This window comes from Shewanella sp. 10N.7, assembly GCF_020806285.1.
Lineage (GTDB): Bacteria > Pseudomonadota > Gammaproteobacteria > Enterobacterales > Shewanellaceae > Shewanella > Shewanella electrodiphila.
The window spans coordinates 1-12,467 of sequence record NZ_JAJGZS010000013.1; the positions used below are offsets into that span (position 1 = coordinate 1).

Here is a 12,467-nt window from a genome sequence, read left to right on the forward strand (position 1 = left end):
TGTTTAATCACAAGATTAGCCGCATCAATTTTAAATTCTGTTGAGTAAGTAGGTTTAGTTGTCATCATTTTTACACCAATTTATCTTAAGGGGAGTTTACCCCATATCGGTGTACAGATTCATTAAGCCACAATAATATGCCCATGTGCCCTTACAAGGATAGTAAAAAATAGGTCATCGTAAAGCGCCCCATATCTTTAAAATTAGTGCCTCTTATTTGAGAGCAGATAGCCCGTTGCTCACGTAACGGGCTATTTTATGTATGGAATTATGATATTTAAACTAAGATCTATGGGGAATTGTTAGTGTGCAAAAGATGAATTAACGAAGTTGTTAGTTGTACTTCTAGTCGAGTGTTGACATAAATCTTGTTGATTAGGTTGAAACAACTCAAATGACGAACTTAATTAGCTATCAACTCCAAAAGTTTATCAATTATTGGTTGGTTAGCTTTTGGGAAATCATAATTTTTAAGTTCCGAACAAGGAATCCATTTAATTTGTTGTCCTTCGATACCTTCTGCATTGCCTTGGAAGTCTTTTACTAGGTGTATGTCTAGCAATACATGCTTATCAGGATAATCATGTGATATTTCCATAAATGAAGTTGTAGCGTGAATATCTAAATTTACTTCTTCTTTAAGCTCTCTAATTAGAGCCTGGGAGACACTTTCTTTATTTTCCACCTTACCACCTGGAAATTCCCATTTTCCACCTTGGTGAAGGTGCTGGTGTCTTTTAGCAATTAATATCTCTTGCTCTGTATTAACTATAATGCCAACTGCAACATGGATTCTTTTCATTTTTTTCTTATTCAATGTTTGAAAAAATCGCCTTCATCGAAACCTTCACTATCGAGTGTTTCGTGATCAAATTCTGGCTTCACAGGTATGGCATGTTTTTCACTTGCCCAGTCACCCAGATCTATCATTTTGCAACGCTCACTACAAAAAGGTTTAAATTTTGCTTCAGGTGTCCAGTCAACATTTTCTTGGCAGGTTGGGCATTTTACAGATATAGGCATATAAATTACTCACTGTTGGTTACAGGGAGATAGTAAAGATTTTAGTGACAAGTAGCTAGTTTGAATTTAACTAAATTATCTGTGTGTTTTTGGTTATCAAAACCGACAAAGTGGATGGCGTATCTATTTTTATGGCCGCTAATTGTTGGATAACAACTTTGGCTGCAATCTATTTTTACTCTTATCAAAGATAAGGTTTGAACGCTGTTTCCTTGATAAAACCCCTGCTGCGCTTCAGAGGTGCGAAATTCAGCTGTACTTCTCGTTAGATCTAACAATAGCTTTATCGGTGTCAATATTGGTAAAAAATTTTCAACCCAACTGCGAAGATCTGCTTGTCTTTGTGGCCAATCCTTTGATAACCAAAAATGCAATTGTGGTAAATCAAAATTACAGCAGGCTCCTGGCATGCCAAATCGTTGTTTCAGTGCTGCAATAAACCTATCTTTTTTTAATTGACAACCAATTCGCTCATTGGTTTGAAGGGGGGCTTTTGATGCATTGAGTTGATCGATGATATGCTGGATTTGCTTTTTATCTACGTGAGGTAAAGCGTGCCACTTACTTAAAACAATGAGTTGCTTATCTATGTCTTTGAGAATATCTGTTCGATAATCACATCTGTCTGTTAATTCGGCAAGAGAAAATAATGGATAAAAACAATGGTGTTGATGATCTGATTCAGTGTGCATCGCTAACTGGTCAGCCAAATACTCTAAACGAAGGTAGCTTCTCGTTTTTTCGTTAAGCGGTTGCTCATAAATCAGTTCGTTATTCATTATTATTATCTATGCTGTTGATGCTTGCTCAAGGTAGCTTGAATGTAATAACTGAACAGTTTTTCGTACTTCTTCTAGTACAAGTGTATTGTCAATGACTGCATCAGCCTTTGATAGTCTTGATTTCCTAGATATTTGACGGTTTATGATTTTTTCAACTTGTGTTGAATTAACCCCATCTCGCTTAGCTGTTCTTGCTACCTGTTCATGTGGTGGAATATCCACCACTAAAGTCGTATTGACTAAACTATCTAACCCATTCTCAAATAGCAAGGGTACAACCATAATAACATAGGGAGATTTAGCATTTTTGACTGCTACTAACATTTGCTTTCTAATCAAAGGATGCAGTAAATTATTTAACCATTGCCTTTCTTGCTCATCGTCGAAAACTTTAGACCTTAATTTAGTTCTATCTAGATTTCCTGATGGATCTAAAATATCCATGCCATAGTGCGAAATAATCTGACTTAAACCTGTGGTACCTTGCTCAACGACTTCTCGGGCAATAATATCGGCATCAACAAGTTCCACTCCGAGTTCTGAGAATTGATTCGCTATTGTGGTTTTGCCTGAACCAATCCCCCCAGTTAAGCCTACTATGAAGTTTGCCATGTTAAATCAGAGTTCCCAAATACCAATTAATGATATCTTGACCCCAAATAAGTGCTATCCAACCAGCAATCGCGATATAGGGACCAAACGGAATGGGATTATCTCTACCGAGGTTTTTAGCCAGCATCATTGATATTCCCACAATTGCGCCAACTAAAGATGATAGCAAAATGATTAAAGGAAGAAATTGCCAGCCTAGCCACGCACCAAATACAGCGAGTAATTTGAAGTCACCGTATCCCATGCCTTCTTTTCCGGTCACTATTTTAAACAGCCAAAATACAGACCAAAGGCTTAAGTAACCGGCAGTCGCGCCAATAATGGCATCTGCTGGACTAGCATAAATTCCTTTTAGGTTAATAATCAGGCCTAGCCATAAAAGAGGTAAGGTTAATTGATCTGGTAATAACATTTCATCTAAATCAATGCCGGTGAGTGCAACTAATACAAAAGTAAGTATTGAAGCAAACAGGAACTGCCATGTTGGTCCGAAATGCCAAGCTAATGTTGCAATGAGCAAACCTGTGATTAATTCAAAAACTGGATATCTAGCACTAATTTTTATTTTGCAGTTAGCACATTTACCGCCCAGCGCTAGCCAGCCTAAAATTGGTAAGTTATGCCAAGGCTTAATATCTGCTTTACATTTAGGGCAAGCGGAACCAGGAACAACTAGATTATATTTCTTTGGAAAATCATCGATGGGTTTATTTAACCTTTTCTCACCCACTTCTTTGACTATATCTGGGTGATACTCAGTGAGATAATAATTGCACTCACTTTGCCATTCACGTTTCATCATCACAGGAAAGCGATGAATGACTACATTTAAAAAGCTGCCAATAGTAGCTGCAAAAATGAAGCTTATTGAGATAAAGAGCCAAGTGTATTGGCTCATAGTACTTATAAAGCTGTTAATAAAATCATTCATTATTCTTTTTCTTAATTAATTATCTGTTAACCGACAACATTGCCCATTTCAAAAATTGGTAAATACATCCCGATAATTAATCCACCCACAATGGTACCAATTACGACCATCATAATCGGCTCAATCAGGCTTGATAAACCATCGACAGCATCATCAACCTGCATTTCATAAATATTGGCAACTTTATTAAGCATGTCATCTAGTCCGCCCGATTCTTCGCCAATCATTACCATTTGAATCAGCATATCTGGAAATAAGCCTGTTGTGCGCATAGCTACATTCATCTGCATGCCTGACATGACTTCTTGTCGTACTTTTAATAATGCTTTCTTATATACTGCGTTGCCAGACGCACCTGCTGCAGATTCTAAACCATCAATCAAAGGAACACCGGCCGAGAAGGTGGTTGCCAGAGTACGCGCAAATCTTGACATGGCAGCTTTATGCAAAATATTGCCAATCGCTGGTATTTTCAGAAGAGCTTCATCGACTCTATCTCTAAAAGCTTGTGAATTTCGGTGTGCTCGCTTAAACAAAAATATTCCGATTACTATTGCTATTGCAAAATAATACCAAGAACTTTGTAGCCATTCCGAAATGCCAATAATCAATTGTGTAAATGCAGGTAATTCAGCGCCAAACCCCCTAAAAATTTCTTCAAATTGCGGAACAACAAATAATAAAAGTAATACAGTTACAGCAATAGCAACTATGACAACTGCAGCTGGGTAAAACATGGCTTTTTTAATTTTGGATTTCAGTTGTTCAGCTTTTTCGCGATAAGTCGCGATTCGATCAAATACAGCATCCAAAGAACCAGAATGTTCACCAGCAGCTACTAGATCCACGTATAAATCATCAAAATATTGCCTGTGGGGCCTTAAGGCATCAGATAACGGGATACCAGATTGAATATCTGAAAGAATTGTACTCAGTAACTCTCTTACCTTTGCTTTTTCGTGGCCTTTTCCTAAGAGTTCTATTGTTGTTACTAAAGGTACGCCAGCAGCCAGCATCGTCGATATTTGACGTGTAATCATTGCAATATCCATTGCAGTGATTTTCTTTTCAGATTTAAAGAGAGGTGTTGCTTTTTTACGTACACCCTTCGGAGTCACGCCTTGTGCTTTTAATACACTACGTATCTCGGCAATAGTCGTACCTCTTAGCTCACCTGAAGTACGCTGGCCATCACGATTAACTCCCTTCCATTGAAATGTAAACACTTTAGGTTGGTGTTTAGTATCTTTTTTAGACTTTTTGTTTATTGATGACTTTCTTCTAGCCGTTGCTGTTGCCATAAAGCAAATCCTTTTTTATTTTAATTCGCAATCAATGCTTAACGTAAAATTACAGCCTGTTAATTGAAACTGGTAACTCGATTGACCTCAGCAATACTGGTAATGCCTTTAGTAACTTTAAGGAGGCCTGATAAGCGTAGATTTCTCATACCACTATTTGTTGCTTGTTTGGCAATTTGTAATGAATTACCGCCTTCCATAATCGTTCTAGCAATCTCATCTGTCATTTTCATTACTTCGTAAATACCGACCCGCCCTTTATAACCACCAGAACAATGATCGCAGCCAATAGGTTTAAACACCGTAAAACCAGCAGAAATTAAATCATCAGAGAAACCTAGGCGTTGTAGTTCTTCTTTAGGTACGTCTTCTGGCGATTTACATTCAGGACATAAGCGACGTGCTAGACGTTGTGCAATAATCAAGTTGACTGAACTTGCTATGTTATAACCTGGTACGCCCATATTAATTAAGCGGGTTAATGTTTCTGCTGCCGAGTTAGTATGTAAGGTGGATAGTACTAAATGACCTGTTTGTGCAGCTTTAATGGCGATTTCAGCGGTTTCTAAATCACGGATCTCTCCGACCATCACCACATCGGGATCTTGACGTAAGAATGAACGAAGCGCCGACGCAAAAGTTAAGCCAGCTTTTAAATTAATATGAACCTGGTTAACCCCTTCAAGGTTAATTTCGACTGGATCTTCAGCGGTAGAAATATTGCGCTCTTCCGTGTTAAGAATATTAAGTCCCGTATATAACGAAACTGTTTTACCTGAGCCAGTAGGTCCAGTAACTAGAATCATCCCTTGAGGTTTGGCGAGCATTTGTTCATAGAGTTCACGTTGGTCATCTTCATAACCGAGCTTTTCGATGCCGAGTTGCGCTGAAGATGAATCGAGGATACGCATTACGATTTTTTCGCCCCAAATGGTGGGCAAAGTACTGACACGAAAATCAATAGACTTTGTACGTGACAGTTTCATCTTAATGCGGCCATCTTGGGGGACGCGGCGCTCGGCGATATCGAGCTTTGACATCACTTTTAAACGGGCCGATATGCGGTTTGATAGATTGACCGGCGGCTCAGAAACTTCGTGTAATATTCCATCTATTCGAAAGCGAATGCGATAACGCTTCTCGTAAGGCTCAAAATGCAGATCAGAAGCTCCTTTACGTATGGCGTCTGTTAGTATTTTATTGATATATATGACTATTGGTGCGTCATCACTACTCTCGGCTTGTTCTTCTTCCTGTCTGTCAGTATCAGCAACTTCAATGCCAGCCAGCGCTTCTTCATCCATGCCATCAAGACCGAGTCCAGAAATGTCTTCTTCCAGAACTTTTTCAAGTATTGAATTTAGCTTGTCGTCTTCTACTATAATTGCTTCTGCGTGGAGGCCAAGGCTGAATTGAAAGTCTTCTAATGCTGCAATATTTGTTGGATCAGATGTGGCAATGTAAAGGCGGTTGCCACGCTTGAATAGAGGGAGGCACTTATGGTTAGCAATTAGCTTTTTATTGAGAATTTCTTCAGGAATATTCGCAATATCAAATTCGGATAAATCTAATAGAGGGCTGCCATATTCTTCATAACACATTTCAGCTATTTCTCTAGCTGAAAGTGCTTTCATAGAAATTATTGTACTAACTAGCGTTTTTTTCGTTTTTCGAGACTGTAAAATTGCATTAGACATTGATTGTTCGTCTAATAAATTTTTTCTTACAAAAATGTTTGAAAGCCCTAAATTGAGACTTGTTGCTGCCATAAGAGCTCCAAATTATCACTATTTACTAAATCTTAACTTCTTTTAGTTAAGATGTCATTCAATAGAAATTATCATATAAAACAAACTCAATAAATTTCGCAAACTTATAAGTTTTCATTTGATATTATTGTTCAAAAATTTATATGTAGTGAATGTGTTGCTTTATGTATAGTGTCAGTAAATCATTCGATTTATATGACTTTAAGTACTACTTCAAGCAAGATCCATATTTGGTTTATTTTGCTGAAAAATTAGCACTTCTAAAATTTTTATAAATCGTAAAAATTCAATTTTAGTAATTAAATGGTATTAATTCAATGCAACTAAGAGATGTTAGTCTAATTCAATTCATTACGTTTGTTACTACGATTTTACTTGGGTCTGTTTTAGCAAATAGGTTTACAGATTTAACAGGTTTAGGTGCGATTTATGATAGTAAACGAATTTTAGTTTTATGCTTTATTGGTTTTTCTACTTTTTTACTTTGCATGGTAAAGAAACTTTACATTGAATTACCTACGGTAAAGCAATCTTTGATCATTACTGCAACTCTATCTTGCGCAATTATTTCAGCTATTTTAAGTGACCACCCATACTGGGGCTTGGTAGAAATTTCTAATATTTTAATGTTACTTATTGCTTGTTCAATTTTCTATAATTGGGTGCAGATTGTAACTAGACACGAACTCACTTGTTTGTTGTTTTTTTCCGCAGTTTTATTTTCCGCTTTCCATTTCACCAGTTATTTGCTTTATTTGTTATTTTCATACTTTGAGGGTAATTCTCTCGGTAACGTAACTTTAGTTTCTGGTTATGATAACATTCGCTTTTTCAATCAGTTACAGGTGGTTGTTTATCCTTTTTTATCTTTGGTTGTATTTATAGAATCGTTAAAAAAGTATAAAAAAATTGCACTGCTCTTAGCATCGCTTCATTGCTTGGTGTTGTTACAAACAGAAGCTAGAGGCGCAATTTTAGCCTTAGTTTTTTCTTCAATCCTAGTTGGCTTTTATTTGTGCAGTAAGCACAAATCACAGTTCGGTTGTTTTATTATCAAGTCTTTCTCATTTGGTTTTATTTTATGGGGGGTGTTGATTGCTCTAATTCCATTTTTACTGTTTAGTGACTCGGACATGGCTTTGAGAACATCAAGCTCTGGTCGATTAGAGCTATGGGCTTACGCAATAAATAATATAATTGAGCGACCTTGGGCTGGCTTTGGCCCTATGAGTTTCGCTTGGGCTGCAGATAGGCCTCTTCCCAATGCTCATCTGCATAATTCAATATTGCAATTGTTATATGAATATGGAATACCAATTTGTATCATGATTTTAGGTATTTTCTTCATGTATCTGAAACACTTATTAGGTCAACTCGCAATCCCAGATGAAAAACTAGAAAGTATTACTTTCTCAATTGTTGCAGTAAGTGTTTATTCTTTATTTAGTGGCGTGTTAGTAATGCCATTTACTCAGTTACTATTGAGTCTCGTTATAGCTTTGAGTTTAAGTAACAAACAAAATAGAAAGAAACACTTAATTGGAGTTAAGGGGAAAATTGTAATTATTTTAGTAACAATTTTCTGTTTAAGCATGGTGCTGGGAAGTTATGAGCATAATGCGTTGAAAAATACGCAACATCCAAGGGTTTGGCTTAATGGGGCAATTGAGTTTTAAGTATCAAAACTTTATGGCGAAAAAAAACCTAGGCGATGCCTAGGTTTTTGTAGAAAAATTTAGGTTTTAACTACAGCTTCCAGGCTTGAACTTGGCATCTAAACCGCCACCAACAGCACATGACCAAACACCTTCAGTCGTTCTGTTTAAAGTTAAAGTTTTACCATTTGCTTTATCAGCATTAGAGTTTTTAATTGAGCAAGCGATGCTCGTTCCTGTAACTGTAAGTGCGCAATAACGGCCACCACCTGCAGTTTGACCGATATAACCAGCATCAGCTGCGGTTAATGAAGGAGTTTTACCTTCATTTTTGACAACTTCAAATTGAGACTTTAATGAACTTAGCTCTGAGTAAGCAGAGCCTACCTGAGATTTTACAGTATAATCTTGATAAGCAGGCAATGCGATTGCTGCAAGAATACCGATGATCGCTACTACGATCATTAATTCAATAAGAGTAAAACCCTTAGCGTTTTTGATTTGGTTAATGCTTTTCATTTTTTATCTCTCTCTTTTTTGGTGCTTTAGTGTTGCTTCGGGTTTGTTCTTATCCTTGAAACTTAACATTATTAAAGGCCCTTAATATTGTTAACTGGTGTCCTATCACCACAATCCTTCTAGCATTAATAAACTAGTGTATTTTTTATTAACTTTTTAAAACTGTTAATGCTTTTAAAAGTGTGACTCACCAAATATTGCTATACAACGATGAATGTAATTTGGTGGGTCAACCTATTACTTCATTCTTTCAAGTTTACAGTTACAGGATAGAGTAGAGATTAAATAATCGCCACTTTATCTACTAACGGCAACAAACAATATAACTTTACTGAAATATTGTTAAAGGAGTGTTTCAGTCAAGGTGACCTCAATCAATTACTATTAAAAACTAACAAATGTTACGCTCGTAACGCTTTGAAAAGTAATTTGTAAAAAAGTTTAGCTTGAAATTATACTCGCCTGTAGTGAACGTTATTATAAAGTTATCAAAAAAGGAATACCTTGCAGGCTTAAAGTGTAAAAAAAGCCAAAAAAATGTAATTTAAGCCCTTGTTGGCACTGGTTTCGCAACAAAATGATGACATTTTTTGAGGTGTCGTGGATTAATTGACTGAAGTTTTTGAAAGTCAAAAATATGGCTTATTCAGAAAATAAAATTAGTAGAAAAATGTACTATATCTTTAGTGCTTAAATATATGGTAAGACCACTTGAGATGATTTGAAAACTTCAGAAAGTTAAGCGAATGCAATATTGAGAGTTTAGATTTGTATTTTGATGCTCAGCAAGAATCGTTTATCAATATAAGCTATTCTTGAGTATGTAACCTTAAATAAGCAAGCTAATTCAAGCAGGCTTAGCTAAGTAACCCTAAGTTGGTTAATCATCTCACTGGATGGGTATTATTTTACTTTCTAATTAGCTTTGAGATGAAGTATTAAAAAAGCACTCTTGAGTAGAGTGCTTTTTGTTGGATAACTTATAGTATTAGGCAGACTCAATACCGTTATTAGTGTTATGAAGTATTAGAATGTAAGCCTCTATCGTTTAGTTCTAACGTCTAGCTGCCAAATGCTAATAACTGAGTGCTAAAAACTAGCCTTTTAACCTTAACGATAAATCCAAGGCTTTGACATGTTTTGTTAGCGCGCCAACAGAAATATAGTCCACACCTGTTTTCGCAAAGTCTGCAATGGTATCGATGGTGACATTACCCGACACTTCAAGCTTTGCTCCTTTCCCTTGCGCTTTAAAGTCGTGGTTAAGTGCCACTGCTTCTATCATCATAGTGACATCAAAATTATCTAGCATGATAATATCTGAACCTGCCTCAAATGCTTCAGTTAGTTCGGCGATTGATTCTACTTCTACTTCTACTGGTTTTTCATTATCTAGCTTTCGAGCCGCTTTAACCGCTAAATCAATGTTGCCGCAGGCCATGATATGGTTTTCTTTGATTAAGAATGCATCAAATAAACCAATGCGGTGATTCTTGCCGCCGCCGCAAGTGACTGCATATTTTTGTGCTGTACGCAGGCCTGGGATGGTTTTTCGAGTGTCTAGTAGTCGGGTGTGGGTACCCGCTAACTTGTCAACATAGTGTTTGGTTAAGCTGGCAACACCCGATAAGGTTTGGATGAAGTTCATTGCCGTGCGCTCGCCAGTTAAAATAGCTCGAGCTGGCCCTGATAATTCACATAGCACTTGGTTGGCTACTAATAAGTCACCGTCATCAACATGCCAATGCAGCGCCACATCACCACCGAGTTGATTAAAGACTTGTTCTGCCCATGCTTTTCCGCAAAAAACGCCCTCTTCTCGAGTGATTAATACAGCTTCTGCGTATTTATCAGCTGGAATAAGTTGTGCGGTTATATCGGCAGCTAAAATATCTTTGGGTGTATGGGAAGGGGTATGACCTAAGTCTTCATCAAGCGCTGTTTTTACGGCTTGTCGGATATCGTTTTCAATCATGTGCTTAGTCCTTGCTATTACAGCGACATCAAGCTGGAGTATGTCAAATTCAGCCAGCTGATAATAAAACAGGTATGCAGGCAACTTTACCACAGTTGTTATTTTAAAATATAGCATTGAGCTGTTACATTGAGCTTGTTTAATTAACGACAAAGTTCTTTTATTATCTTCTCTCTACTCGGCATTAAGTGACTTAACTGTAATATGAAAAACATGATTCAAGCTGGGTGGCATCAAGCTGCCCGTATATGTAAGTCGCCATACTTTAATCAACGACCTTTAAATGAAGTGAGTGGCTTGGTGATTCATAACATCAGTTTACCTGCGGGTTGTTATGGTTTACCTCATATCGACGGTTTATTTCAGGGATGTATAGATACCAATGCTGATCCTAGTTTTAGCGAATTAGTGGGACTTGAAGTCTCTGCTCATTTTTTAATTCGCCGTGATGGGGAAGTTGTGCAATATGTAAGCTGTGATGACAGGGCTTGGCATGCAGGGGTTTCTAGCTTTAATGGCCGTGAAAACTATAATGATTTTACCATTGGTATAGAGCTTGAAGGGACTGATACAGAACCGTATACCAATGAGCAATATCAAGTTTTAGTGCAATTAACCTTGGAGTTGTTTAATGAATATCCTATGCTTAATCAAAGTAAAATTGTAGGACATTGCGACATAGCACCTGGACGTAAAACAGACCCAGGGGAGAGCTTTGATTGGCAACGCTATTTGGGAATGCTATCGGGTTAAGTGTGAGTCTCAATTAATGCACATTCTCGATTGCAGTTGATTCATATACCAACATCAACCAGATTTTTTAAGCTTTCACTTCTAAAGCTGTAAACAGGAGTCACATGGCACTATTTTCTTTATTAATTGCGATCATGGTCGAAAGGCTTAAGCTTTTACCTGCCAATTGGCAGTTTGATTCAATGCTAGCCAAGTATCAGCAATTGTTTTGGAAAGATAACAAGTTTGATTCACCGCTTGCTGTTTCTGCAGTGGTGTTAATTCCTGCCATTATTGTTTTTCTTATATTATTTCTCATAGACGGTGTGTTTTATGACTTGGTTACCCTGTTGTTATGGGTTGCAATTGCTATTTTTTGTTTAAGTCATCAATCTCTTCGTAGTAGTTTTAAAAAGTACATGTTGGCGGCCTGCCGTGGAGATGTACAAGCTTGTTACCATTACGCTGAGCACCTAGATTGTACTGAATGTTTAGATGCCATTGATGAAAAAGATTTAGGCCAGCAAATCGGTAAAACGGTTGCTTGGGTTAATTACCGCTATTACGGCGCAGTGGCATTATTTCTGATTTTCTTTGGCCCTGTTGGCGCAGTACTTTATTGTTCAGTTCGTTTTTATGAGCAATATAATCAACAGAATAAACTCGATATGCCATTTATCAGTCAATTACTCTTTTTGCTTGATTGGATCCCGAGTCGGGTGTTCAGTTTTGGTTTTGTGTTGAGTGGGCATTTTGCATCTGGGATTTCAGAATGGCGCAAGCAAGTATTTAACGCTAACAATTCAGCTAAAAATATTGTCACTTATACCGCGCTCGCCGCTGAAACACTTCCTGAGTCAACTTCAGCTCCTGTTTGTGTACAACCAACACTGGCATTACTGGCACTCAGTAAACGTAACTTTATTTTGCTGCTTACCGTACTATCGGTGCTAACGATTTTTGGATTAGTGAGTTAGGTTGACGCGAGATTGCTAATCTTTATAAATACGAATGATTAATATTAATTAATGTATAACTAATATTAAATTGAAATAGAAAAACAGTTTTTATTTTTTAACCATTCAATTGCTGCATTTACTGCTAATGTTTAACAGAAATTGTGGCTGATGTAATCACTTTAAATAGGTTTACTTGATTCGCAGCCCTT

General features: G+C 37.1%; 12 protein-coding genes. 3 read left to right on the top strand and 9 right to left on the bottom strand.

The features are described from left to right. Nucleotides 1-403 precede the first annotated feature (403 nt). The 7 genes from mutT to pilB are packed head-to-tail and all read right to left on the bottom strand — an operon-like array spanning nucleotide 404 to nucleotide 6,418. Nucleotides 404-802 carry an 8-oxo-dGTP diphosphatase MutT gene (mutT, locus tag LMH66_RS09850; protein WP_229369839.1) on the bottom strand — a complete coding sequence of 133 codons (399 nt, stop codon included), beginning with the start codon at nucleotides 800-802 and terminating at the stop codon, nucleotides 404-406. 11 nt (nucleotides 803-813) lie between these two features. Next, nucleotides 814-1,023, bottom strand: a complete 210-nt coding sequence (yacG, locus tag LMH66_RS09855; protein WP_229369651.1) for a DNA gyrase inhibitor YacG — start codon at nucleotides 1,021-1,023, stop codon at nucleotides 814-816. 41 nt (nucleotides 1,024-1,064) lie between these two features. Beyond that, nucleotides 1,065-1,802 (bottom strand): cell division protein ZapD, encoded by a 738-nt coding sequence (gene zapD, locus LMH66_RS09860; RefSeq protein ID WP_229369652.1) that lies wholly within the window; start codon nucleotides 1,800-1,802, stop codon nucleotides 1,065-1,067. A 9-nt stretch (nucleotides 1,803-1,811) separates the two neighbouring features. Continuing rightward, nucleotides 1,812-2,417 carry a dephospho-CoA kinase gene (gene coaE, locus LMH66_RS09865; protein WP_229369654.1) on the bottom strand — a complete coding sequence of 202 codons (606 nt, stop codon included), beginning with the start codon at nucleotides 2,415-2,417 and terminating at the stop codon, nucleotides 1,812-1,814. Between the two features lies 1 nt (nucleotide 2,418). Next, the gene (locus LMH66_RS09870; RefSeq protein WP_324295170.1) at nucleotides 2,419-3,348 is read right to left on the bottom strand and encodes an A24 family peptidase; all 930 of its coding nucleotides are present in this window, start codon (nucleotides 3,346-3,348) and stop codon (nucleotides 2,419-2,421) included. A gap of 26 nt (nucleotides 3,349-3,374) precedes the next feature. Then, entirely contained in the window at nucleotides 3,375-4,649 is a 1,275-nt protein-coding gene (locus tag LMH66_RS09875; protein ID WP_229369656.1) for a type II secretion system F family protein, read from the bottom strand. A gap of 59 nt (nucleotides 4,650-4,708) precedes the next feature. Continuing rightward, nucleotides 4,709-6,418 (bottom strand): type IV-A pilus assembly ATPase PilB, encoded by a 1,710-nt coding sequence (pilB, locus tag LMH66_RS09880; protein WP_229369658.1) that lies wholly within the window; start codon nucleotides 6,416-6,418, stop codon nucleotides 4,709-4,711. A 317-nt stretch (nucleotides 6,419-6,735) separates the two neighbouring features. On the opposite strand from pilB, the gene LMH66_RS09885 reads away from it, so the two are divergent. Continuing rightward, nucleotides 6,736-8,094, top strand: a complete 1,359-nt coding sequence (locus tag LMH66_RS09885) for an O-antigen ligase family protein (protein ID WP_229369660.1) — start codon at nucleotides 6,736-6,738, stop codon at nucleotides 8,092-8,094. A gap of 66 nt (nucleotides 8,095-8,160) precedes the next feature. On the opposite strand, the gene LMH66_RS09890 is transcribed toward LMH66_RS09885, so the two are convergent. Together LMH66_RS09890 and nadC are read right to left on the bottom strand one after the other, a co-directional pair. After that, the gene (locus LMH66_RS09890; protein ID WP_267869133.1) at nucleotides 8,161-8,592 is read right to left on the bottom strand and encodes a pilin; all 432 of its coding nucleotides are present in this window, start codon (nucleotides 8,590-8,592) and stop codon (nucleotides 8,161-8,163) included. A 1,096-nt stretch (nucleotides 8,593-9,688) separates the two neighbouring features. Next, nucleotides 9,689-10,567 (bottom strand): carboxylating nicotinate-nucleotide diphosphorylase, encoded by an 879-nt coding sequence (gene nadC, locus LMH66_RS09895; RefSeq protein WP_229369663.1) that lies wholly within the window; start codon nucleotides 10,565-10,567, stop codon nucleotides 9,689-9,691. Nucleotides 10,568-10,771: 204 nt separating this feature from the next. Here nadC and ampD point away from each other — a divergent pair, with 204 nt between their 5' ends. Both ampD and ampE read left to right on the top strand, forming a co-directional pair. Continuing rightward, nucleotides 10,772-11,320 (top strand): 1,6-anhydro-N-acetylmuramyl-L-alanine amidase AmpD, encoded by a 549-nt coding sequence (ampD, locus tag LMH66_RS09900; RefSeq protein ID WP_229369668.1) that lies wholly within the window; start codon nucleotides 10,772-10,774, stop codon nucleotides 11,318-11,320. 104 nt (nucleotides 11,321-11,424) lie between these two features. Beyond that, on the top strand, nucleotides 11,425-12,276 hold the full coding sequence (gene ampE / locus LMH66_RS09905; protein ID WP_102527413.1) for a beta-lactamase regulator AmpE: 852 nt from the start codon (nucleotides 11,425-11,427) through the stop codon (nucleotides 12,274-12,276). Nucleotides 12,277-12,467: the final 191 nt, after the last annotated feature.

Bases quoted from the DNA above. Each gene is read 5' to 3' on its own strand.
- mutT (WP_229369839.1), bottom strand. From the start codon at position 802: ATGAAAAGAATCCATGTTGCAGTTGGCATTATAGTTAATACAGAGCAA.
- yacG (WP_229369651.1), bottom strand. From the start codon at position 1,023: ATGCCTATATCTGTAAAATGCCCAACCTGCCAAGAAAATGTTGACTGG.
- zapD (WP_229369652.1), bottom strand. From the start codon at position 1,802: ATGAATAACGAACTGATTTATGAGCAACCGCTTAACGAAAAAACGAGA.
- coaE (WP_229369654.1), bottom strand. From the start codon at position 2,417: ATGGCAAACTTCATAGTAGGCTTAACTGGGGGGATTGGTTCAGGCAAA.
- LMH66_RS09870 (WP_324295170.1), bottom strand. From the start codon at position 3,348: ATGAATGATTTTATTAACAGCTTTATAAGTACTATGAGCCAATACACT.
- LMH66_RS09875 (WP_229369656.1), bottom strand. From the start codon at position 4,649: ATGGCAACAGCAACGGCTAGAAGAAAGTCATCAATAAACAAAAAGTCT.
- pilB (WP_229369658.1), bottom strand. From the start codon at position 6,418: ATGGCAGCAACAAGTCTCAATTTAGGGCTTTCAAACATTTTTGTAAGA.
- LMH66_RS09885 (WP_229369660.1), top strand. From the start codon at position 6,736: ATGCAACTAAGAGATGTTAGTCTAATTCAATTCATTACGTTTGTTACT.
- LMH66_RS09890 (WP_267869133.1), bottom strand. From the start codon at position 8,592: ATGAAAAGCATTAACCAAATCAAAAACGCTAAGGGTTTTACTCTTATT.
- nadC (WP_229369663.1), bottom strand. From the start codon at position 10,567: ATGATTGAAAACGATATCCGACAAGCCGTAAAAACAGCGCTTGATGAA.
- ampD (WP_229369668.1), top strand. From the start codon at position 10,772: ATGAAAAACATGATTCAAGCTGGGTGGCATCAAGCTGCCCGTATATGT.
- ampE (WP_102527413.1), top strand. From the start codon at position 11,425: ATGGCACTATTTTCTTTATTAATTGCGATCATGGTCGAAAGGCTTAAG.